The organism is Pigmentiphaga sp. YJ18 (assembly GCF_038066655.1).
GTDB lineage: Bacteria > Pseudomonadota > Gammaproteobacteria > Burkholderiales > Burkholderiaceae_B > Pigmentiphaga.
Map to the genome: position 1 here is coordinate 2576842 of NZ_JBBUKU010000001.1, position 20433 is coordinate 2597274.

Genomic DNA, 20433 nt, shown 5'->3' on the forward strand with positions numbered 1-20433 from the left:
TTAACCAGACCATGCCCGTCAGGCCGCGCGCGGCCCCGGATCCCGTCTCCCGGCCGGCTTACTATATGAGGTAGATAGTCGACAAGGAGACTTCCCGATGGCCGCATCCTCATGGCGCCGCGAATGGCTGTCCAAGCCTTTGTTCCGCTGGGCCGCGAAGGCGCTGCCGACCATGTCGGACACCGAGCGCGAGGCGATCGAGGCGGGGGACGTGTGGTGGGATGCCGACCTGTTCACCGGCAATCCCGAGTGGCGCCGTCTGCTGGACATGCCCCCGGCCAGGCTCAGCGATGAAGAGCGTGCCTTCCTGGACGGGCCGGTGGCCGAGCTGTGCGCCATGGTCGACGACTGGCGGGTCAACTGGGAACTGCACGATCTGCCTCCCGACATCTGGGCCTTCCTGAAGGCGCGCAAGTTCTTCGGCATGATCATTCCGCGCAAGTACGGCGGGCTGGGGTTCTCGGCCTACGCGCATTCCGAGGTCGTGCGGCGGATCTCGACCCGGTCGCTGACTGCGGCGGTCACGGTCATGGTGCCCAACTCCCTGGGCCCGGGCGAGCTGCTGCTGCATTTCGGCACCGACGCCCAGCGCGAGCACTGGCTGCCGCGGCTGGCGGATGGCCGCGACATTCCGTGCTTCGGGCTGACCAGCCCCGAGGCGGGATCGGACGCCGCTTCCATGGTGGACCACGGCGTGGTCTGCAAGGGGACGTGGCAGGGGCGCGAGGTGCTGGGCATGCGGCTGACCTGGCACAAGCGCTACATCACCCTGGGGCCGGTCGCGACCGTGCTGGGGCTGGCCTTCAAGCTGCGCGACCCCGACCGGCTGCTGGGAGACCGCGAGGACATCGGCATCACCGTCGCGCTGGTGCCCACCGACACGCCGGGGGTGGAGATCGGCCGGCGCCACCTGCCGTCGATGCAGGTGTTCCAGAACGGCCCCAACCAGGGCAAGGACGTGTTCATCCCGATGGAGTCCGTCATCGGCGGCGCCGAGCGGGTGGGGCAGGGCTGGCAGATGCTGATGACGGCGCTGGCGGCGGGACGGGGCATTTCCCTGCCTTCGCTGGCGGCGGCCTCGTGCGTGTTCTCGGCGCACACCAGCGGCGCCTATGCGCGGGTGCGCCAGCAGTTCGGCATTCCGATCGGCAAGTTCGAGGGCGTGCAGGAAAAGCTAGGCCGCCTGGCGGCGCTGGCCTATCAGGTGGATGCCGCGCGCCGCCTGACCTGCGCCGCGCTGGACGCGGGCCACAAGCCCGCCGTGATCTCGGCCATCATGAAATACCACGCCACCGAGCGCATGCGCATCGCGGTGAACGACGCGATGGACATCCACGCGGGCAAGGCGGTGATCGACGGCCCGCGCAACTACCTGTCCAACGTCTATCGCGCCATTCCCATCGGCATCACGGTCGAAGGCGCCAATATCCTGACCCGGTGCCTGATCGTCTTCGGCCAGGGGGCCATCCGGGCGCATCCGTTCCTGATGCGCGAGATGGCGGCGCTGGCCGACAGCGATCCGGCGCGCGGCCTGGAGGAATTCGACCGCACCTTCTGGCGCCATGCCGGCCATGCGGTGGCCAACGCGCTGCGCGCCTTCGGCCGGGCCTGGACCGGCGGCCGGTTCGCGCCGGCGCCGCGCTCGGCCGGTCCGGTGGCCCCGTACTACCGCGCGCTGGGCCGCTATGCCTCGGCGTTCGCGCTGGTGGCCGACGTCACGCTGGCGACGCTGGGCGGAGCGCTCAAGCGCAAGGAGATGCTGTCGGCGCGGCTGGGAGACATCCTGGCCGAACTGTACCTGCTGTCCGCCGTCCTCAAGCGCTGGCACGACGAAGGGCGGCAACCCGACGACCTGCCGCTGGTGCAGTGGTGCATGGAAAGCGGCCTGGCCTCCATCGAGGCGAGCCTGGACGCGGTGCTGGCCAACCTGCCCGCGCGGGCGGCCGCGGGGCTGCTGCGGGTGGTCTGCCTGCCCCGCGGCGTGCGCCGGCGCGGTCCGGCCGACGCAGTGACCCTGGCCTGCGCCGAGCGGCTGCTGGAGCCGTCGCCCGCGCGCGACCGCCTGTTGCCGGGCCTGGCCCGCCCGCGGCCGGGCGAGGCGCTGGACCGGCTGGCGCAGGCCTTCGAGTTGGCAGCGCACGCCGCTCCGGTTCTGGATGGCCTGCGCCACGCCGGCATCCGTGACTGGCGCGAAGGCGTGCGTGCCGGCAAGGTGGATGCGGCCCAGGCTTCGATGTTCGAAGACCTGGAGCGCGCCGTCGCCGACGTCGTCGAGGTGGACAGTTTCGACCCTGCGGAACTGACCGGAAAGCGCGTAGCGCAAGGCTGAACGCCGGTTTTGCATGTTTCAGCGGGATGTCAGCGGAATCGACGCGGATAAGGGTAATTTCGGAGCCGTTGACATCGAAATCCAGGGGCCGCGGGGTTGACATGCCCGGTCCTTCTGACTAGAATGATTTGAGTTGAAATCATTGCTCTACATTGATTTGTGGGCAGTGATTTTTTTTCACTACGCACTTTTGATTTCCTGGACATGGACCACATCGGCTCGGCTGCGGATACGGGCGTCAACTACAACCTGCGCATCCTGCGGGCCTTGCGCCGCATCACGCGCAACATCGCGCTGCATTCCAAGCAACTGGCAGCCTGCAGCCACATCACCGCGCCGCAACTGGTCTGTCTCCTGGCTGTAATCGAGTCGGGGCCGCTCACGGCCACCGCCATCAGCCGTGAAATCTCGGTCAGTCCGAGCACGGTCGTCGGCATCCTCGACCGGCTGGAGGAAAAGGGCTGGGTCAAGCGGGAACGCAGCCGGGAAGACCGTCGGACGGTCCTGGTATCGGCCACCGATGCCGGTCGCGAGGTGGCCAGCCAGGCGCCTTCGCCGCTGCAGAAAACGCTGGCCGACGCCCTGGGCGCGCTGCCGGAACTGGAACAGGCCACGATCACGCTCTCGCTCGAGCGCATCGTCAGCCTGATGGAAAGCCCGGGCTCGGACACCTCGCCCATCCTGGACATCAATGCATCGGACACGTCTCCGGAGTCAGGCCTGGCGGTTTGATCCCGGAGCCATCAACACAGTGCGTCGCCGCAGGGCGGCGGCGTACGAAACATAGGAGGGTCGGAGTCTGAAAGCGATCGACGATACGCTCATCCAACCCGCGGTCTTCAATCCGGCACTGGAGAATTTCGATCTCCGGCCCCCTGAAATCGAAGATGCCGCGGACATCCAGCGACTCATACAGGAATCGCCGCCGCTGGATGTCAATTCCACCTACGCCTACCTTCTTCTGTGCCGGCACTTTCGCGATACCTGCGTAGTGGCCACCCGGCAAGGGCAATTGGCAGGGTTTGTTTCTGCCTACCTCCCGCCCAAGCAATCCAACGTGTTGTTCGTCTGGCAGGTTGCGGTCCATCCCATGGCACGCGGCCACCGCCTGGGCCAACGCATGCTCGAGCACCTGCTGGCCAGGTCGCTGCCACAGCCCGTACACAGCATCGAAACCACCGTATCTCCATCCAATCAGCCGTCGCGGCGCATGTTCGCGGCGCTGGCGCAGGATCGCGGCGCCCAGTGCGTGGAGCAGCCCATGTTTCCGCCCGAACTGTTCGGCCAGGCCGAGCACGAGGACGAACGGCTGCTGCGCATCGGCCCGTTCTAGGTAAAGGCCGGATGCCCCTCGTATCCGTCCCGGTTCGTCCGGGTCCGCCTATACGTCTTTCACGCTTCTAGAAGCAAAACAGGAGGGAAAAACCATGGATCTCAAGATCTTCGACCGCCTCGAATCGGAAGTCCGCGGCTACATACGCTCATTTCCGGTCGTTTTCAGCAAGGCCAAGGGCTCGTTGCTGTTCGACGAAGAGGGCAGGCAGTACATCGACCTGTTTGCCGGCGCCGGCACGCTGAACTACGGCCACAACAATCCCGTGCTGAAACAGCCCCTGCTGGACTATGTCCAGGCGGACGGCGTGGTGCACGGCCTGGACATGGCCACGTCTGCCAAGAAGGATTTCCTGGAAGCGTTCGAGCGGCTGATCCTGAAGCCGCGCGGCATGAAGTACACGCTGCAGTTCACCGGCCCGACCGGCACCAATGCCGTGGAAGCCGCGCTCAAGCTGGCCCGCCGCGTCAAGCAGCGCCCGAACATCGTGTCCTTCACCCACGGTTTCCACGGCGTGAGCGCCGGGTCGCTGTCGGCCACGGCCAACGCCAAGTACCGCGAAGCCGCCGGCGTGAGCCTGGGCAACACCACCTTCATCCCGTACGACGGCTACCTCGGCCCGGACGTGGATACCATGGCGTACTTCGAGCGCATGCTGGAAGACCGCAGCAGCGGCATGGACACCCCGGCCGCGGTGATCGTCGAAACCGTGCAGGGCGAGGGCGGCGTGAACGTGGCCACGCTGCGCTGGCTGCAGGAGCTGCAACGCCTGTGCCGCCGCCACGACATGCTGCTCATCGTCGACGACATCCAGGTCGGCTGCGGCCGCACCGGTACCTTCTTCAGCTTCGAGTCGGCCGGCATCCAGCCGGACATCGTCACGCTGTCGAAGTCCCTGAGCGGCTTCGGCCTGCCCATGGCCATGGTGCTGATCAAGCCCGAGCTGGACATCTGGAAGCCGGGCGAGCACAACGGCACCTTCCGCGGCAACAACCTGGCCTTCGTGACCGCGCAGCAGGCGCTGGAGCACTACTGGAGCGACGGCGCCTTCACCCGCGAGATCCAGGCCAAGGAGACGCTGGTGCGCGACTGGCTGGAGAACATGGTCCACAGCCACCCCGAGGCGGACCTGTCGGTGCGCGGCCGCGGCCTGATCCAGGGCCTGGTCAGCGGCGTACCGGGACTGGCCAACAAGATCGCGGCCCAGGCGTTCAAGGGCGGAGTGGTCATCGAGACCTCCGGCGCGAACGACGAAGTGCTCAAGCTGCTGCCCGCGCTGACCATCGAGGAAGGCCAGCTCCGGCAGGCGCTGGAAGTGCTGGACCGCGCGGTGGCCGAGGTCGTGGCCGCCGAGCAGCTGGCCCAGAAGCAATCGAATGCCCGTGTATTGAAATTTGGAGGAAAGGGACGATGATCGTACGCGACATCAAGGACATCGTAGGCACCGAGAACGAAGTGTCCACGCCGACCTGGACCAGCCGCCGCGTGCTGCTGAAGAAAGACGGCATGGGATTCTCGTTCCACGAGACCATCATCCATCCCGGCACCGAGACCCATATCTGGTACAAGAACCACGTGGAAGCCGTCTGGTGCATCGAGGGCGACGGCGAGATCGAGACCGTCGCCGACGGCAAGGTCTACAAGCTCGGTCCGGGCGTGGTCTACGCGCTCAACGAGAACGACGAGCATTACCTGCGTGGCGGCAAGGAGCCGCTGCGCGTCATCTGCGTCTTCAATCCGCCGCTGACCGGCCAGGAAGTGCACGACGCCGAGGGCGTCTACCCCCTGGACGAAGCGAAGGTCGCCTGACGGCCAGGCCGCGGCAAGGGCCGCGCCCGCCGGCGGGCGGGGCGGCCTCCCATGAGAAAGGAGGGCAACCATGATTACTCCCGCACGCGATATCTATTCCTCGCGCGCCGACCGCGCAGCCGGCATCGTGCAGCGGCGCGACCCCGTGGTATACGGCAGCGCCAAGATGGAGCCGGGCTCCGGCCTGGATGCCGAACAACTGGGCGCCTACGAGCGCAACGGCTACATCCTGCTGAAGAACTTCTTCTCCTCGCAGGAAACGCAGGCCCTGAAGCGCGAGGTCGAGCGGCTGGTGCGCGATCCCGCCATCCGCCGCCGCGAGGAGGCCATCACTGAAAAGGGCACCGACGTCGTCCGGTCGGTGTTCATGGTCCACAAGCTGAGCAAGCTGCTCGGCCGCATGTCGCAGGACATGCGACTGGCCAACATCGCCAAACAGATTCTGGGTTCCGACGTTTACATCCATCAGTCGCGCGCCAACATGAAGCCGGGCTTCAAGGGCAAGGAGTTCTACTGGCACTCGGACTTCGAAACCTGGCACGTGGAGGACGGCATGCCCGCCATGCGGGCGCTGAGCTGCTCGGTGCTGCTGACCGACAACGACGCCAGCAACGGGCCGCTGATGGTGGTGCCCGGCTCGCACCGGCAGTTCGTCTCGTGCGTGGGCGAGACCCCGCAGGACCACTACAAGCAGTCGCTGAAGAAGCAGGAGTACGGCGTGCCCGATCCCGTCAGCCTGCAACTGCTGGTGGACCAGGGGGGCATCGACGTGCTGACGGCACCCGCCGGCTCGGTCGTGTTTTTCGACTGCAACACCATGCATGGATCGAACAGCAACATCTCGCCCTATCCGCGATCCAATGTGTTCATGGTGTATAACAGCGTGGAAAATACCCTGAACCCCCCCAGGTACGGCCTGAATCCGCGGCCGGAGTTCATCGCCACGCGCGAAAGCTTCGCGCCCATCCAGGCGGTGGAGCCCGGCTACCTGCGGTCGGTCTGACGCCACGCAGTCGGTCCGACCGGCAACGGCGCCTCCGGGCGCTCTTGCCGCAGGAAGCGGCGCCGGACCGGTCCGGCCGGGATCGGGTATAAACGCACCTGGCCGTTTGCGGCCGCTTCCTAGGACACCCGAGTTATGCAACGCATCATGCTTCGCGCCAAGATTCACCGTGTCGCGGTGACTCAGGCCGATCTGAACTATGAAGGCTCGTGCGGAATCGACGAAGATTTCCTCGATGCCGCCGGCATGAAAGAGTACGAGAAGATCGAGCTCTACAACATCAACAACGGCGAGCGCTTCTCCACCTACATCATCAAGGGCAAGCGCGGCAGCGGCGAAATCTCGCTGAACGGCGCGGCCGCGCGGCGCGCCCACGTGGGCGACCTGATGATCATCTGCACCTACGGCCCCATGACGGACGCGGAAGCGGCCGAGCACAAGCCCATCGTGGTGCTGGTCGACGAGAACAACCGCATCAAAGAAGTGATCCGGAAGTCCTGAGCCTGCCGGTGCGCCGATGCAGGCCGATCTGCTGCTCTTCCTTTCCCTGTCGGTGGGCGTGACCATCGCGCCCGGCCCGGACAATCTCCAGGTACTCGCCCGTTCCCTCGGCCAGGGCCGCGCCGCCGGCATCGCCGCCGCGCTGGGCTTCGCCTCGGGTTGCCTGTTCCACACCACCCTGGCCGTGCTGGGCGTGGCGGCGCTGCTCAAGGCGTCGCCCATGGCGTTCGACGCGATCCGCCTGGCCGGCGCCGCCTACCTGATGTGGCTGGCGGTGCAGGTGCTGCGCAGCCGGGGCGGCTTCTCGCCCACGGGCGGCCCGCCGCCGCTCGGGTTCGCGCGCATCTTCGGCCAGAGCGTGCTGGCCAACATGCTGAATCCCAAGGTCACGCTGTTCTTCGTGGTCTTCCTGCCCCAGTTCGTCAATCCCTGGGTCGGGCATCCCGACTGGCAGATGCTGTGGCTGGGGGTGATCTTCATGATCCAGGCGGCGGTGGTGTTCTGCCTGATCGCCTGGTTCGCCGGCCTGCTGGGGCAGTTGCTCAGGCGCCGGCCGCAGGTGGGCGTGTGGCTGGACCGGCTGGCGGGCCTTATTTTCCTGTTCCTGGCGGTACGTATCGTGTGGGAGTAGGCCGTCCTGCGGCGAACCACTCATCCAGGGCATGCCGCACGGTGGGGTGGCGCAGGCGCACGCGTAGTTCGTCCACCAGGCGGCGGTTGTCCAGGCGCCGGGATTCCTGCATGAAGGACCACATCGCCGGGCTGACCGCGGCGCGGACCTGCGCCGCCGGCAGGTTGGGCGGGCGCGGCAGGCGGGCGGCGTCGGCGACGGCGTCGAAGTAGTCGCCCATCTTCAGGTCCTGGCCGTCGGCGGCATGGACGATGCGCTGCGGGCGGCCGCGATACAGCGCGGCTTCCAGGGCGCGGGCGAGATCGCCGATTTCAATGTGGTTGGTGTAGACGTCCTCGCCGGGCGCCAGGCGTGGCAGGCCGGTGCGCAGCCGTTCCAGCGGCAGCCGGTCGCGGCCGTAGATGCCCGGGATGCGCAGCACGACGGCGCGCCAGGGGGCCAGGCCCAGGCGCGCCTGGCGGGCGCGCGCCGGGCCGGGAGCCCGCCAGGCGGCCTCGGCCGCCACCCGGCGCCGGCCTCGGGGCGATGCGGGGTGCACGGGGGCCGTCTCGGACAGCCTGTGGCCCCGGGCGTCGCCATAGACGCCGGTCGTGCTGGCATAGACCACCCTGACCGGCCTGGCCGCCCGGGCCAGGGCGCCGCGGCCCGGTTTGGCTACAATGGCGGCGTGCCGGATCTGCCGTGGGCCGGGGCCCATCGCGGCCGGCCGCCGCAGGACGGCGGCCAGCCTGCGAGAGCGCGGATCGCCTTCGCCCTGCCCGGGCGGAGGGGCCAGCATCAGGACGTCGGCGGCCAGGCCGCGCAGGCGGGCCAGTTGCCGCGGACAGTCCAGGTCGCCCAGCAGCGGAATGGCGCCCGCGGCGCGCAGCTCGGGCAGCCGCTGCGGACTGGACGTCAGCGCGAACACCCGTCTGCGGCCCGCCAGCCGCTCCAGGACGTGCATGCCCGTGTCGCCGCAGCCGACGATCAACAGGCGCGGGCGGCCCAGGCGCCGGGCATGCGCGGACTGCGGGATATTCATCGTATTTCCATCGTTTTCATAGGATCCAGGTGATGAGTCATCAGGTCACCGTTCTGCCCAGTGGTCATCGGTTCACGGTCGAACATGGCCAGACCGTGCTCGATGCGGCGCTGCAGGCAGGCGTAATGTTGCCCTATAGCTGCAAGAATGGGGCATGTTCGTCGTGCAAGGGCAAGCTGGTCGCGGGCGAGATCGAGCTCGGCCCCCACCAGGCCCAGACGCTGACGCCCGAAGAGGCCGGGCTGGGCCTGACCCTGTTCTGCGTGGCGCGGCCGCTGACCGATCTCACCATCGAGGCGCGCGAAGTCCAGGGTATCGCCGACATCCCCATCCGCAAGATGCCCTGCCGGGTCCAGGGCCTGGCCGAGGCGGCGCCCGACGTGCGCATCGTCCGCCTGCAATTGCCGGCCACCGAGCAGTTGCGCTTCAACGCCGGACAATACGTCGAGATCATCATGAAGGACGGGCGGCGCCGTTCGTACTCCATGGCCAACGCGCCGCACGAGGAAGGCGGACTGGTGCTGCACATCCGCCACCTGCCCGGCGGCGCCTTCACCGACCACGTGTTCGGCGCGGGCGCGACCCAGTTGAAGGAACGCGACATCCTGCGCTTCGAGGGGCCCTTCGGTTCGTTCTTCCTGCGCGAGGACAGCCACAAGCCCATCGTCATGGTGGCCAGCGGCACCGGCTTCGCTCCCATCCGGGCCATGGTCGAGCACATGGTCCACAAGGACATGCGCCGCCCGGTCCACCTGTACTGGGGCGGACGGCGCCCGCGCGACCTGTACATGGACGAGGCCGCCCGGGAATGGGCCCGCGCCCGCCCCGATTTCCGCTACGTGCCCGTGGTGTCGGACGCGCTGCCCGAGGACGCCTGGACCGGCCGCACGGGCTTCGTGCACCAGGCCGTCATGGCCGACCTGCCCGATCTTTCCGGCCACCAGGTGTACGCCTGCGGGGCTCCGATCGTGGTGGAGTCGGCGCATAGGGATTTTGTACAACAGTGCGGGCTGCCCGATGACGAGTTTTATGCGGACTCTTTCACGTCCGAGGCAGACATCGCCCGCAACACGGTGTAATGTTTATCGACCCGCCGCGTCGGCGGGTTTTCCATTTTCCGCCCCCGGGCACGCAAGGAGTTTGAGTCATGGAATTCGGCCAGTTCAACGTCAACGCCCTCATGGAGATCACGCAGCGCCCGGACCTCGTGTTCGTCCGAGGGCAGGGGTCGTGGCTGGAGGACCATGCAGGCAAGCGATACCTCGATTTCATCCAGGGCTGGGCGGTCAACTGCCTGGGGCACTGCCCGCCGGAAATCGTCAAGGCGGTGCAGGCGCAGGCAGGCCTGCTGCTGAACCCGTCGCCGGCCTTCTACAACCTGCCGTCGATCGAGCTGGCCACGCGCCTGACCGAGGCCTCGTGCTTCGACCGCGTGTTCTTCGCCAATAGCGGCGCCGAAGCCAACGAAGGCGCGATCAAGCTCGCGCGCAAGTGGGGCCAGGTCCACAAGCAGGGCGCCTTCAAGATCATCACCTTCAACCACAGCTTCCATGGCCGCACGCTGGCGACCATGTCCGCCTCGGGCAAGCCGGGCTGGAGCACGATCTTCGCGCCCCAGGTCGACGGGTTCCCCAAGGCGGAGCTGAACGACCTGGCCTCGGTCGAAGCGCTGGTCGACGACCAGACCGTGGCCATCATGCTGGAGCCGGTGCAGGGCGAGGGCGGCGTCATTCCCGCTACCGCCGAGTTCATGCAGAACCTGCGCAAGCTGGCCGACGCCCGCAAGCTGTTGCTGATCGTGGACGAAGTGCAGACCGGCATGGGCCGTACCGGCACGATGTTCGCCTACGAGCAGGCCGGCGTGCGGCCCGACATCATGACGCTGGGCAAGGGCATAGGCGGCGGCGCGCCGCTGGCCGCGATGCTGGCGCGTGAAGAGGTCTGCGTGTTCAAGCACGGCGACCAGGGCGGCACCTACAACGGCAACCCGCTCATGACGGCGATCGGCGTGGCGGTGTTCGACGCGCTGGCCGCTCCGGGCTTCATGGAAGGCGTGCGCGAGCGCGGGCAGTACCTGTCGCGGGAACTGGTGAAGCTGGCCGCCAAGTGGGGCATGCCCGGCGAACGCGGCAACGGCCTTCTGCGCGCGCTGATCATGGACCGCGAAGACGGCCCCGCCATCGTCGAGCGTGCCCGCACGCTCGAACCCAACGGCCTGCTGCTGAACGCGCCGCGCGGCAATCTGCTGCGCTTCATGCCCGCGCTGAATGTGACCACCGACGAGATCGACCAGATGCTCGAACAGCTCGACGGCATCATCGCCGCCGTGCGCAAGTAGTCCCGGCGCCCGGGAAACCGGGCCGCCGCTGTCACGCGCAGGCCCCTCGTTCCGTTCTGGAGCGAGGGGCTTTTTCATGATTGAAGGTTAGGGTAATCAACTAGTTGATTAACCAACTTTATTCCCACAGAATCGCCCTCACTGCACAAGAAGATTCGCCACGAGACGAGGAGCAGGAGACATGAGGAAGCTGATAAGCGGGGCCATCGCGGCCGCGGCCGTGTTCTGTGCCGCCCAGGCGCAGGCGGCGACGATCAGGGTGGGCGTCATCGGACCGTTCTCCGGTCCGTTCGCCCATTACGGCAAGCTTTACAAGGACAGCGTGGAGGCCTACCTGTCCAGCCAGGGCGGCAAGTTCGGCGGCCACGAGGTACAGGTGCTTTATCGCGACAACGGCGGCCCCAATCCCAGCGGGACGCGGGCGCTGGCGCAGGAGCTGATCGTCAAGGACAAGGTCGACTACCTGGGCGGCTTCGTCTTCACGCCCAATGCGATGTCGGTGGCGCCGCTGATCACGCAATCGAAGACGCCCACGGTCATCTTCAACGCCGCCACGTCCGACATCACCGAGAAGTCGCCCTATTTCATCCGTACCTCGTACACCCTCTGGCAGGTGACCGTTCCCGCCGCACGCTGGGCCCACAAACAGGGCAAGCGCAAGATGGTCACGGCGGTGACGGACTACGCGCCCGGCGTCGATGCCGAAACGGCCTTCAAGACCGAGTTCGCCAAGCTTGGCGGCACGGTGGTCGAGTCCATCCGCATGCCCATCAGCACCACCGATTTCGCGCCTTTCGTGCAGCGGATCAAGGCCAGTGGCGCCCAGGGCGTCTATGTCTTCCTGCCCGGCGGGCCGCCCAACCTGGGATTCGTCAAGGCCTACAACGAGAACGGGCTGCGCGCGGCCGGCATCGATTTCCTGGGCTCGGCCGAGACCGATGAGTTCGACCTGCAGAAGTTCGGCGACGCGGCGCTGGGCCTGACCACCGCATTCCACTACTCGGCCGCGCACGAGTCCGAGGCCAACCGCAAGTTCGTCGAGGCGCTGCGCGGGCAGAGCAAGGATGCCGTCGCGAACTATGCCTCGGTGGGCGCCTGGGACGGCATGGCCGTCATCCAGAAGATGGTCGAGGCCACGGGCGGCAAGCGCGACGGCGCGGCGGCGATCGCGGCGGCCCGCAAGCTGTCCTGGGAAAGCCCGCGCGGGCCCGTGTCCATCGACCCGGCCACGCGCCACGTGACCCAGAACGTCTACTTGCGCAAGGTCGAGCGCAGCGGCGGCCAACTGGTCAACAGGGAAGTCGAGAACTTCGGGCCGCAGCCCGACTTCGGACTCAGGAAGTAGGCGCCGCCGCCATGCAGATCCTCGCCAACATCCTGATCGACGGGATTTCCTACGGCATGGTGCTGTTCATCATCTCCGTGGGGCTGTCCATCACGCTGGGGCTGATGCGCTTCATCAATCTCGCCCATGGCGCCTTCGCGATGACCGGTGGCTATCTGGCCGCCTGGCTGGTGCGCACCCAATCCTGGGGCTATGCCGCGGGCGTCGCCGCCGCCGTCCTGCTGACGGCGGCGCTGGGGGCGGTGCTCGAGGCCGTCGTCCTGCGGCGCCTGTACCGCCGCTCGGAACTGGACCAGGTGCTGTTCACCATCGGCCTGGCCTTCGTGTTCGTGGCCGCCACCAATCTCGCCTTCGGGCCGCAGGTGCAACTGATCCCGCTGCCGCCCTGGCTGGCCGGCTCGGTCGACCTGGGCATGCGCACGCTGCCCATGCAGCGCGTGCTGGTCATCGCCATGGGGGCCGCGGTGGCGCTGCTGTGCGGCCTGGTGGTGGCGCGCTCGCGCTTCGGCGTGTGGCTGCGGGCCGCGGTCGACAACAAGGATGCGGCGGCCGCGCTGGGCATCAACATACGCCTGGTCAGCGGATTGACCTTCGCCGCCGGCTGCGGGCTGGCGGCGCTGGGGGGCGTGCTGGGCGCGGAGCTGATGCCGCTCGAACCCTATTACGCCCTCAAGTATCTCGTCCTGGTACTGGTGGTCGTGGCCGTGGGCGGCATGGGCAGCATCGCCGGCACGCTGGCCGCGGCGCTGCTGCTGGGCGTGATCGAGACCGCCAGCAAGTATCTGGCCTCGGAATACGGCAGCCTGTTCTTCTTCGTCGCCATGATCCTCGTGCTGTCGGCGCGGCCCCAGGGCCTGCTCAGGAGAGCCGCATGAATCGCACGGACACCGAGCGCCTCCTGGCGCCGTCGTCGCCGCTGCGGCATTGCGTCGTCATCGCCGGCGTCGGGCTGTGCGGCCTGCTGCTGCCCGACCAGTGGCCGCTGCTGGCACGCATCGCCGTGATGGCCTTGTTCGTCCTGTCGCTGGACCTGGTGGTGGGCATCGCGGGGCTGGCCACGCTGGGCCACGTGGCCTTCTTCGGCATGGGCGCCTACGCGGCCGGCATCGTCGCGTTGCGCTGGACCGCCGATCCGCTGCTGGGGCTGGCCGCGGGCGCGGCGGCCGGGGCGGCAACGGCTGCCGTCTCCGGCCTGCTGGTCCTGCGCTACCAGGGCTTCACCTTCCTGATGCTGACGGTGGCCGTGGCGCAGATCCTGCACAGCCTGGCCAACAAGCTGCGCGGCTGGACCGGCGGCGATGACGGGCTGTCGGGCTTCGCCATCGACCCGGTGCTGGGCATCGCGCCTTTCGACCTGGAAGGCAAGGTCGCCTATCTGTACGCGCTGGCGGTGCTGGTCGGCAGCTACTACGTCGTCAGGCACATCGTCGATTCCCCTTTTGGCCTGTCGGTGCGGGGCATCCACCAATGCCGGCCGCGCATGCCCGCGCTGGGCACGCCGGTGGGGCGCCAGTTGTGGAAGATCTACGTGGTCGCGGGCCTGTTCGCGGGCATGGCGGGCGCGGTGTCGGCGCAGATCAGCGGCATCGTGGGGCTGGACAGCTTCGGCTTCTCGCTGTCGGCCGAGGCGCTCGTCATGCTGATACTGGGCGGGGCGGGGCGGCTGTACGGCGCGCTCATCGGCGCGGCGATCTTCATGGTCCTGCATCACACCGCTTCGTCGATCAATCCCTACCACTGGCTGTTCGTCATCGGCGGCCTGCTGATGGTGATCGTGCTCGTGCCGCGCGAGTCCCTCGCGTCCTGGCTCCGGGCGGTGCCCAGGCCATGGGCGAACGGCGCGCGGGCCGGCAAGCGGGAGGCCGCATGACGCTCAGCGTACGCAAGCTCGACAAGTCCTTCGGCGGCCTGCACGTGACGCGTTCGGTGTCCTTCGACCTGGGGCGCGGCGAACGCGTGGCCCTGATCGGACCCAACGGCGCGGGCAAGACCACGCTGGTCAACCTGATCTCGGGCACGCTCAAGCCCAGCGGCGGCGAGGTCCTGCTGGCCGGCCGGCGCCTGACGCACCTGCCACAGGCCCGGCGGGTGGGCTGCGGCCTGGCCCGCACCTTCCAGATCACCACGCTGCCCGCGCACCTGCCGGTGCTGAACCAGGTCGAGATGGCCATCCATGCGCGCCTGGGCATGGCGCACCGGTGGTGGCGCCCGTTCAGCGCCTGCCGCGAGGTCCGCGACGAGGCCTGGTCCATCCTGGAGCGATTGTCCCTGGAACCGGCGGCGGGCCGCATGCCCAGCGGCCTGGCCTACGGCGAGCAGCGCCTGGTGGAGATCGCCCTGGCGCTGGCGCTGCGGCCCGAGGTCCTGATGCTGGACGAGCCCATGGCCGGCGTGCCGCGCGGGGAAGGGCGTACCGTGCTGCGGGCGCTGGAGGACCTGCCCGACAGCCTTTCCATCCTGATGATCGAACACGACATGGACCTGGTCTTCAGCTTCGCGCAACGCATCATCGTGCTGGCCGAGGGACGCATCATGGCCGAGGGCACGCCGGACGAGATCCGCCGCCATCCCGAGGTGCGGGCGGCCTACCTGGGAGCGACGGCATGAACCCGGGCGGCGCTTCCCTGCTGGAATTGCAGGGCGTGGTGGCGGGCTACGGCCCCGTCACGGTGCTGAACGGCCTGGGCATGGCGGTGGAGGCGGGCAGCCTGACCGCGCTGCTGGGCCGCAACGGCGTGGGCAAGTCCACCACCTTGAAGGCCATCATGGGCCTGGCCCAGGTCAAGGCTGGGCGCATCCTGTTCGACGGGCGCGACATCACGCACTGCCGGCCGGACGAGCGCGCCGGCCTGGGGCTGGGCTATGTCCCGCAGACCCGCGACATCTTTCTTTCCCTGTCGGTGGAGGAAAACCTGGTGGCGGGCCTGAAGCGTTTTCCCGCCGGCGACCTCGACCAGGCCTACGCGCTTTTCCCGCGCCTGCGCGAGCGCCGCCGCAATCGGGGCAACCAGTTGTCGGGCGGCGAGCAGCAGATGCTGTCGGTGGCCCGCGCGCTGCTGGGGCGTCCGCGCCTGCTCCTGCTGGACGAACCGCTGGAAGGGCTGGCACCGGTGATCTGCCAGGAACTGCTGGAAGCCTTCCGCCGGCTGGCGGCCCAGGGCGGACCCACCATGCTGATCGTCGAGCAGCAGGTGCAGGAGGTCCTGGCCTTCGCCCGCCAGGGCGTCATCCTGGAGCGCGGCAGCGTGGTCCACCAGGGAGACTGCGCGCAACTGCGCACCCGCGACGACATTCTCGATCGTTACCTGGGCATGGCCGTCGCGTGACGGCCATGCCCCGAACCCTACCCGTGAGGCGTACATGACCGATATAGCCGCCAATATCCCCGTGGTCGATTTCGACCCGTTCAGCGACGCGTTCCTGACCGATCCCTACGACTACCATCGCCGGATGCGCGATGCCGGCCCGGTGGTGCACATTCCCAAGTACGGCATCCTGGCCGTGGCGCGGCATGCCGAGGTCCATGGCGTGCTGAACGACTGGCAGACCTTCATTTCGTCGGCGGGCGTCGGGTTGGCCAATTTCCGCACGGAAAAACCGTTCCGTCCGCCCAGCCTGATCCTCGAGGCCGATCCGCCGCAGCACACCCGCTCGCGCACGGTGCTGGGCCGCATCCTGTCGCCCAAGACGGTGCAGCAGATCCGCGCGCAGTTCCAGGAGGTGGCCGAGGCGCTGATCGACCGGCTGCTGGAGCAAGGCACCATAGACGGCGTCAAGGAACTGGGCGAGGCCTATCCCCTGAAGGTCTTCCCCGACGCGGTCGGCCTGACCGAGGACGGGCGGGAGAACCTGCTGGCCTATGGCGACATGGTGTTCAACGCCTTCGGTCCCCGCAACCAGTTGCTGATCAACGCCGCAAAGCGGGTCGAACCGCTGACGGACTGGATCATGACCAACTGCCAGCGCCAGAACCTGCGGCCAGGCGGTTTCGGCGACCAGATCTACCAGGCGGTCGAGACCGGGGAACTGACCGAGACCGAGGCGCCGATGCTGGTGCGCTCCTTCCTGTCGGCGGGCGTCGACACCACGGTCAACGGCATCGGCAACGCGCTGTGGTGCCTGGCGAACCATCCGGACCAATGGGACAAGCTGCACGCCAATCCCGCGCTGGCGCGCCAGGCGTTCGAGGAATCGCTGCGCTTCGAGGCGGCGGTGCAGACCTTCTTTCGGACCGCCGGCCGCGATTGCGAGCTGGCGGGCGTGCCCATCCGCTCCGATACCAAGATGCTGACCTTCCTGGCCTCGGCCAACCGCGATCCGCGCCAGTGGCAGAACCCCGACGTGTTCGACATCGAGCGCCGGGCGACCGGCCACATGACATTCGGCTCGGGCCTGCACGGCTGCGTGGGGCAGGTCGTGGCAAGGCTGGAAGGCGAACTGATCCTCTCGACGCTGGCCCGCCGGGTGCGCCGCATCGAGCCGCTGGGTCCGCCCACCCGGCGTCTGAACAACACGCTGAGGGCGCTGGCGAGCCTGCCCTTGAAACTCCACGCCGCATGAGGAAGGACGTATGCCCGAAGTTCACCTGATCCAGCCCGGCGGGCTGCGCGTCACCCTGGACGTGCCCGTCGGCACCAGCATCATGCAGGCGGCGGTGTCGGCCGGCGTGGCCGGCATTCTTGCCGAATGCGGCGGGTCGTGCATGTGCGCGACCTGCCATGTCTATGCCGAGGAGGCGGCCCTGGCCCGGTTGCCGCCCGTGCAGCCCGCCGAGCACGAGATGCTGGCGTGCACGGCGGACGAACGACGTCCCAACAGCCGCCTGAGCTGCCAAGTTAAAATGACCGACGATTTGGCCGGCCTGTCGTTCACGCTGCCGGAGATCCAATAACCCTTTATCCACGCACGCCAGCCGTGCCCGAGGCATGACCGCCAGACAACGAGAACGTCCGACGCGCACCGACGCGCTGCAGGGCCCCGCCATCGATCTCGATCGTTACGCCCCCGCGTACTTCACCTTCATCGCCAACAAGCTGGCGCGCGGCGCGTCCAAGCACTACCTCGAGACCTACGGCATAGGCATCGAGACCTGGCGGATCATGGTCATGCTGGCGATCGAAGGCAAGGTCACCGCGCAGCGCGTGTGCCAGCTCATCGGCATGGACAAGGCCTCGGTCAGCCGGACCTTCAAGAGCATGCACGCGCAGGGCCTGGTCTCGTTCAGTTCCGACGACCACGACGGCCGGCTGCGCCACGCCACCTTCACGCCGCAGGGACGCGCGATGCACGACAGCATCATGAAGTTCGCGCTCAACCGCGAACAGGCGTTCCTGTCGGTGCTTGCGCCCGGCGAGGTCGACGTGCTGATCGACCTGCTGCGGCGCCTGCACGAGAATCTGCCCATGGTCGATGCCACTTCCGACGCCTTCATGGAAAACCAGCGAGCCCGGGGGCTGGTCCCGCCCCGTGGCCCGCGCCGACGCAAGGTAACCACCCCATGACCCGACTCGTTATCGTGGGCGGCGGACACGCCGCCGCGCAACTGGCCGCCTCGCTGGCGGAAAAGCAGTTTCCCGGCGGCATCGTCCTGGTCAGCGACGAGCCCGAGATCCCGTATCACCGGCCGCCGCTTTCCAAGACCCTGATCAAGGATCCGGAGGCGCCGCTGCCCGAGTTGCGCGGCGCGTCCTTCTACGAGCAGGCGGGCATCACGCTGAAGCTGGGCACCCGTGCGGTGGCCATCGACCGGGCCGGCAAGCGCCTGCGGCTGTCGTCGTCCGCGGGGCAGGAAGACCTGGCCTACGATCACCTGGTGCTGGCCACGGGCGCGTGCGTGCGCGAATTGCCGCAGGCGCCCGTCGGGACGCCCGGCGTGCATTATCTGCGCACCTATGCCCAGGCCCGGGCCCTGCGCGACGCGCTGCCCGGCGCCCAGCGGGTGGTGGTGCTGGGCGGCGGCTTCATCGGACTGGAGATCGCGGCCACCGCCCGCCACCTGGGCAAGGAAGTGACGGTGTTCGAATCCATGCCGCGCCTGCTGACGCGATCGGTGTCGCCGGAGATCTCGTCCTTCCTGCTGGAGACGCATCGCGGCGCCGGCGTGGACATACGCCTGGGCAGTTCGGTCGACGGACTGGAGATGGCGCAGAGCAGGGCGGTGGGCGTGGTCTCGGGCGGCGCGGTGGTCCCCGCGGACATCGTCATCGCCGGCATAGGCGCGACGCCCAACGTGGAGCTGGCGCGCGAAGCCGGCCTGGCCTGCGACAACGGCATCGTCGTCGATGCTACCCTGGCCACCGCCGATCCGGCCATTTCCGCCATCGGCGATTGCACGTCCTTCCCGCATCCGGCCTGGCCGCAGCCGCTGCGGCTGGAATCGGTGCAGAACGCCAACGACCAGGCGCGCACTCTGGCCGCCAGGCTGTGCGGCGATCCCCAGCCCTATACGGCCGTGCCCTGGTTCTGGTCGGACCAGGGCGAGGCCCGCCTGCAGATCACGGGCCTGTGGCGCCCGGGGTACGAGAGCGTGGTGCGGCCGGCGGCGCGCGGCAACGGATTCTCGGTGCTGCATTTCGAGGGCGAGACGCTGCGGGCCATCGAGTCGGTCAACTCGCCCGTGGACCAGATGACGGCCCGCAAGCTCATGCAGGCCGGGCTGTCGCCCGCCAAGGGGGCGGCGGCGGATCCGGCCGTGCCGCTGAAGGCCTGAGGCCGGGCCCGGCCGGACTCCTCGGGCCGGAGGCCGGGCGCTTGCATGCTGTCCTCCGCGGAGCGATACACTTACGCTTTCCGCCGCCTGCCGGGGCGGCGCCGCGGCGGGCACGGTCCGCCAGGCCCGAGGAGCAAGAATGAGAGTTGTCGTATTAGGTAGCGGTATCATCGGCACGTCCAGCGCATGGTGGCTGCGCCAGTCCGGCCACGACGTCACGGTGATCGACCGCCAGCCTGGTCCGGCGCAGGAAACCAGTTTCGCCAACGGCTGCCAGATCTCGGTTTCGTATGCCGAGCCCTGGGCCAATCCGCAAGCCCCGCTCAAGCTGGCGCGCTGGCTGCTCCAGGGCGACGCGCCGCTGCTGTTCCGGCTGCACGCCGACTGGCACCAGTGGCTGTGGTGCATGGCCTTCCTCCGCGAATGCCTGCCCGGCCGCCTGCCGCGCAACGTACGGGCGCTGGTCAACATGGCGGCCTACAGCCGCCAGACCCTGCAGGCCATGCGCGCCGAACTGGGCATCCCTTACGATCATCTCGAGAAAGGGATCATCAATTTCTATCGGGATCCGGCCGAGTTCGACGCTTCGCAGAAGGCGGCCGACCTGATGCGCGAATACGGCGTCGACCGCCGCATCCTCAACACCGAGGAACTGGTCGCGCTGGAGCCGGCGCTGGCACCGCAAAGCCATCGCATCGTCGGAGCCGACTACACCGCGGCCGACGAAAGCGGCGACGTCTATCAATTCACCACCGCACTGGCCGGGAAGGCCGCCGAGGCGGGCGTGGAGTTCCGTTTCTCCACCCAGGCTACGCGTCTGCTGGACGAGGGCGGGTGGGTCAAGGCGGTCGAGACCATCGACGACCACGGGCGCTACGCCAAGGTCCAGGGCGATGTCTTCGTGGCCGCGCTGGGCAGCTTCACGCCGGACCTGGTGCGCCCGCTGGGCGTCCCCTGCATGGTCTATCCGGCCAAGGGTTATTCGGCGACATACCCCGTTACGGATTCCACCCGGGCTCCCACGGTCAGCCTGACGGACAGTGCCCATAAAGTGGTATTTTCGCGGCTGGGCAACCGGCTGAGAGTCGCGGGAACCGCGGAACTCAGCGGCTATTCCCGCGCTCTGAACACGGTGCGCTGTGAGGCGCTCACCACCCTGACGCGGGAACTCTTTCCGGGCGCGCTGGACTTCGACAAGGTGTCCTACTGGTCGGGCCTGCGCCCCGCGACTCCCTCGAACGTGCCCCTGATCGGACGCACGCGCCTGCCCAACCTGTACCTGAACACCGGGCATGGCACCTTGGGGTGGACCATGGGCTGCGGGTCCGGGAGGGCCTTGGCCGACCTGATAAGCGGCCGCCGGCCGCAGGTGGATTTTCCCTTTTTGTGAGTGTGCCTCTTGAGCTTGACCATG

The 20433-nt window shown here is 68.0% G+C and carries 21 protein-coding genes; 20 read left to right on the forward strand and 1 reads right to left on the reverse strand.

Annotation, left to right across the window (positions count from 1 at the left end):
• Positions 1-97: 97 nt before the first annotated feature.
• The 8 genes from WKR98_RS12360 (at position 98) to WKR98_RS12395 (ending at position 7606) form a co-directional block, all read left to right on the forward strand.
• Complete coding sequence (locus WKR98_RS12360; protein ID WP_341433332.1) at positions 98-2329, forward strand: acyl-CoA dehydrogenase; 2232 nt, start codon at positions 98-100, stop codon at positions 2327-2329.
• A gap of 204 nt (positions 2330-2533) precedes the next feature.
• On the forward strand, positions 2534-3061 hold the full coding sequence (locus tag WKR98_RS12365) for a MarR family winged helix-turn-helix transcriptional regulator (protein ID WP_124688372.1): 528 nt from the start codon (positions 2534-2536) through the stop codon (positions 3059-3061).
• A 67-nt stretch (positions 3062-3128) separates the two neighbouring features.
• Complete coding sequence (ectA, locus tag WKR98_RS12370; protein WP_124688373.1) at positions 3129-3662, forward strand: diaminobutyrate acetyltransferase; 534 nt, start codon at positions 3129-3131, stop codon at positions 3660-3662.
• A 94-nt stretch (positions 3663-3756) separates the two neighbouring features.
• Positions 3757-5076 carry a diaminobutyrate--2-oxoglutarate transaminase gene (ectB, locus tag WKR98_RS12375; RefSeq protein WP_341433334.1) on the forward strand — a complete coding sequence of 440 codons (1320 nt, stop codon included), beginning with the start codon at positions 3757-3759 and terminating at the stop codon, positions 5074-5076.
• Positions 5073-5471 (forward strand): ectoine synthase, encoded by a 399-nt coding sequence (locus WKR98_RS12380; RefSeq protein WP_124688375.1) that lies wholly within the window; start codon positions 5073-5075, stop codon positions 5469-5471. The genes ectB and WKR98_RS12380 overlap by 4 nt, the downstream gene beginning before the upstream one ends.
• A 70-nt stretch (positions 5472-5541) precedes the next feature.
• Entirely contained in the window at positions 5542-6474 is a 933-nt protein-coding gene (gene thpD / locus WKR98_RS12385) for an ectoine hydroxylase (protein WP_124688376.1), read from the forward strand.
• Between the two features lie 135 nt (positions 6475-6609).
• Complete coding sequence (gene panD / locus WKR98_RS12390) at positions 6610-6975, forward strand: aspartate 1-decarboxylase (protein WP_124688377.1); 366 nt, start codon at positions 6610-6612, stop codon at positions 6973-6975.
• A gap of 16 nt (positions 6976-6991) precedes the next feature.
• Positions 6992-7606 carry a LysE family translocator gene (locus tag WKR98_RS12395; protein ID WP_124688378.1) on the forward strand — a complete coding sequence of 205 codons (615 nt, stop codon included), beginning with the start codon at positions 6992-6994 and terminating at the stop codon, positions 7604-7606.
• On the opposite strand, the gene WKR98_RS12400 is transcribed toward WKR98_RS12395, so the two are convergent.
• Positions 7566-8627 (reverse strand): SDR family NAD(P)-dependent oxidoreductase, encoded by a 1062-nt coding sequence (locus WKR98_RS12400; protein ID WP_341433340.1) that lies wholly within the window; start codon positions 8625-8627, stop codon positions 7566-7568. The genes WKR98_RS12395 and WKR98_RS12400 overlap by 41 nt on opposite strands.
• Before the next feature lie 32 nt (positions 8628-8659).
• Between WKR98_RS12400 and WKR98_RS12405 the strand changes: the two genes are divergently transcribed.
• The 12 genes from WKR98_RS12405 to WKR98_RS12460 all read left to right on the forward strand — a co-directional run bounded on the left by WKR98_RS12405 (position 8660) and on the right by WKR98_RS12460 (position 20409).
• Entirely contained in the window at positions 8660-9706 is a 1047-nt protein-coding gene (locus WKR98_RS12405) for a CDP-6-deoxy-delta-3,4-glucoseen reductase (RefSeq protein ID WP_341433342.1), read from the forward strand.
• A 68-nt stretch (positions 9707-9774) separates the two neighbouring features.
• Positions 9775-10965, forward strand: coding sequence for an acetylornithine transaminase (locus WKR98_RS12410; RefSeq protein ID WP_124688380.1), 1191 nt, complete (start codon positions 9775-9777; stop codon positions 10963-10965).
• A 181-nt stretch (positions 10966-11146) separates the two neighbouring features.
• On the forward strand, positions 11147-12310 hold the full coding sequence (locus tag WKR98_RS12415; protein ID WP_341433345.1) for an ABC transporter substrate-binding protein: 1164 nt from the start codon (positions 11147-11149) through the stop codon (positions 12308-12310).
• Positions 12311-12321: 11 nt separating this feature from the next.
• Entirely contained in the window at positions 12322-13185 is an 864-nt protein-coding gene (locus tag WKR98_RS12420; RefSeq protein ID WP_341433347.1) for a branched-chain amino acid ABC transporter permease, read from the forward strand.
• Complete coding sequence (locus WKR98_RS12425; RefSeq protein ID WP_341433349.1) at positions 13182-14180, forward strand: branched-chain amino acid ABC transporter permease; 999 nt, start codon at positions 13182-13184, stop codon at positions 14178-14180. Before WKR98_RS12420 ends, WKR98_RS12425 begins: the two co-directional genes overlap by 4 nt.
• Positions 14177-14917, forward strand: coding sequence for an ABC transporter ATP-binding protein (locus WKR98_RS12430; RefSeq protein ID WP_341433351.1), 741 nt, complete (start codon positions 14177-14179; stop codon positions 14915-14917). The genes WKR98_RS12425 and WKR98_RS12430 overlap by 4 nt, the downstream gene beginning before the upstream one ends.
• Entirely contained in the window at positions 14914-15636 is a 723-nt protein-coding gene (locus WKR98_RS12435) for an ABC transporter ATP-binding protein (protein ID WP_341433352.1), read from the forward strand. The genes WKR98_RS12430 and WKR98_RS12435 overlap by 4 nt, the downstream gene beginning before the upstream one ends.
• A gap of 34 nt (positions 15637-15670) precedes the next feature.
• Positions 15671-16870: a cytochrome P450 gene (locus tag WKR98_RS12440; RefSeq protein WP_124688386.1), complete on the forward strand. Its 1200-nt coding sequence runs from the start codon at positions 15671-15673 to the stop codon at positions 16868-16870.
• 10 nt (positions 16871-16880) lie between these two features.
• On the forward strand, positions 16881-17201 hold the full coding sequence (locus WKR98_RS12445) for a 2Fe-2S iron-sulfur cluster-binding protein (RefSeq protein ID WP_124688387.1): 321 nt from the start codon (positions 16881-16883) through the stop codon (positions 17199-17201).
• Between the two features lie 34 nt (positions 17202-17235).
• Complete coding sequence (locus WKR98_RS12450) at positions 17236-17811, forward strand: MarR family winged helix-turn-helix transcriptional regulator (protein WP_124688388.1); 576 nt, start codon at positions 17236-17238, stop codon at positions 17809-17811.
• Entirely contained in the window at positions 17808-19019 is a 1212-nt protein-coding gene (locus WKR98_RS12455) for an NAD(P)/FAD-dependent oxidoreductase (protein ID WP_341433355.1), read from the forward strand. Before WKR98_RS12450 ends, WKR98_RS12455 begins: the two co-directional genes overlap by 4 nt.
• Before the next feature lie 139 nt (positions 19020-19158).
• Entirely contained in the window at positions 19159-20409 is a 1251-nt protein-coding gene (locus tag WKR98_RS12460; protein ID WP_341433356.1) for a D-amino acid dehydrogenase, read from the forward strand.
• Positions 20410-20433: the final 24 nt, after the last annotated feature.

Excerpts from the sequence above, each read along its gene's own strand:
- WKR98_RS12360 (WP_341433332.1), top strand. The coding sequence starts at position 98 with ATGGCCGCATCCTCATGGCGCCGCGAATGGCTGTCCAAGCCTTTGTTC.
- WKR98_RS12365 (WP_124688372.1), top strand. The coding sequence starts at position 2,534 with ATGGACCACATCGGCTCGGCTGCGGATACGGGCGTCAACTACAACCTG.
- ectB (WP_341433334.1), top strand. The coding sequence starts at position 3,757 with ATGGATCTCAAGATCTTCGACCGCCTCGAATCGGAAGTCCGCGGCTAC.
- WKR98_RS12380 (WP_124688375.1), top strand. The coding sequence starts at position 5,073 with ATGATCGTACGCGACATCAAGGACATCGTAGGCACCGAGAACGAAGTG.
- thpD (WP_124688376.1), top strand. The coding sequence starts at position 5,542 with ATGATTACTCCCGCACGCGATATCTATTCCTCGCGCGCCGACCGCGCA.
- panD (WP_124688377.1), top strand. The coding sequence starts at position 6,610 with ATGCAACGCATCATGCTTCGCGCCAAGATTCACCGTGTCGCGGTGACT.
- WKR98_RS12395 (WP_124688378.1), top strand. The coding sequence starts at position 6,992 with ATGCAGGCCGATCTGCTGCTCTTCCTTTCCCTGTCGGTGGGCGTGACC.
- WKR98_RS12400 (WP_341433340.1), bottom strand. The coding sequence starts at position 8,627 with ATGAATATCCCGCAGTCCGCGCATGCCCGGCGCCTGGGCCGCCCGCGC.
- WKR98_RS12405 (WP_341433342.1), top strand. The coding sequence starts at position 8,660 with ATGAGTCATCAGGTCACCGTTCTGCCCAGTGGTCATCGGTTCACGGTC.
- WKR98_RS12410 (WP_124688380.1), top strand. The coding sequence starts at position 9,775 with ATGGAATTCGGCCAGTTCAACGTCAACGCCCTCATGGAGATCACGCAG.
- WKR98_RS12415 (WP_341433345.1), top strand. The coding sequence starts at position 11,147 with ATGAGGAAGCTGATAAGCGGGGCCATCGCGGCCGCGGCCGTGTTCTGT.
- WKR98_RS12420 (WP_341433347.1), top strand. The coding sequence starts at position 12,322 with ATGCAGATCCTCGCCAACATCCTGATCGACGGGATTTCCTACGGCATG.
- WKR98_RS12425 (WP_341433349.1), top strand. The coding sequence starts at position 13,182 with ATGAATCGCACGGACACCGAGCGCCTCCTGGCGCCGTCGTCGCCGCTG.
- WKR98_RS12430 (WP_341433351.1), top strand. The coding sequence starts at position 14,177 with ATGACGCTCAGCGTACGCAAGCTCGACAAGTCCTTCGGCGGCCTGCAC.
- WKR98_RS12435 (WP_341433352.1), top strand. The coding sequence starts at position 14,914 with ATGAACCCGGGCGGCGCTTCCCTGCTGGAATTGCAGGGCGTGGTGGCG.
- WKR98_RS12440 (WP_124688386.1), top strand. The coding sequence starts at position 15,671 with ATGACCGATATAGCCGCCAATATCCCCGTGGTCGATTTCGACCCGTTC.
- WKR98_RS12445 (WP_124688387.1), top strand. The coding sequence starts at position 16,881 with ATGCCCGAAGTTCACCTGATCCAGCCCGGCGGGCTGCGCGTCACCCTG.
- WKR98_RS12450 (WP_124688388.1), top strand. The coding sequence starts at position 17,236 with ATGACCGCCAGACAACGAGAACGTCCGACGCGCACCGACGCGCTGCAG.
- WKR98_RS12455 (WP_341433355.1), top strand. The coding sequence starts at position 17,808 with ATGACCCGACTCGTTATCGTGGGCGGCGGACACGCCGCCGCGCAACTG.
- WKR98_RS12460 (WP_341433356.1), top strand. The coding sequence starts at position 19,159 with ATGAGAGTTGTCGTATTAGGTAGCGGTATCATCGGCACGTCCAGCGCA.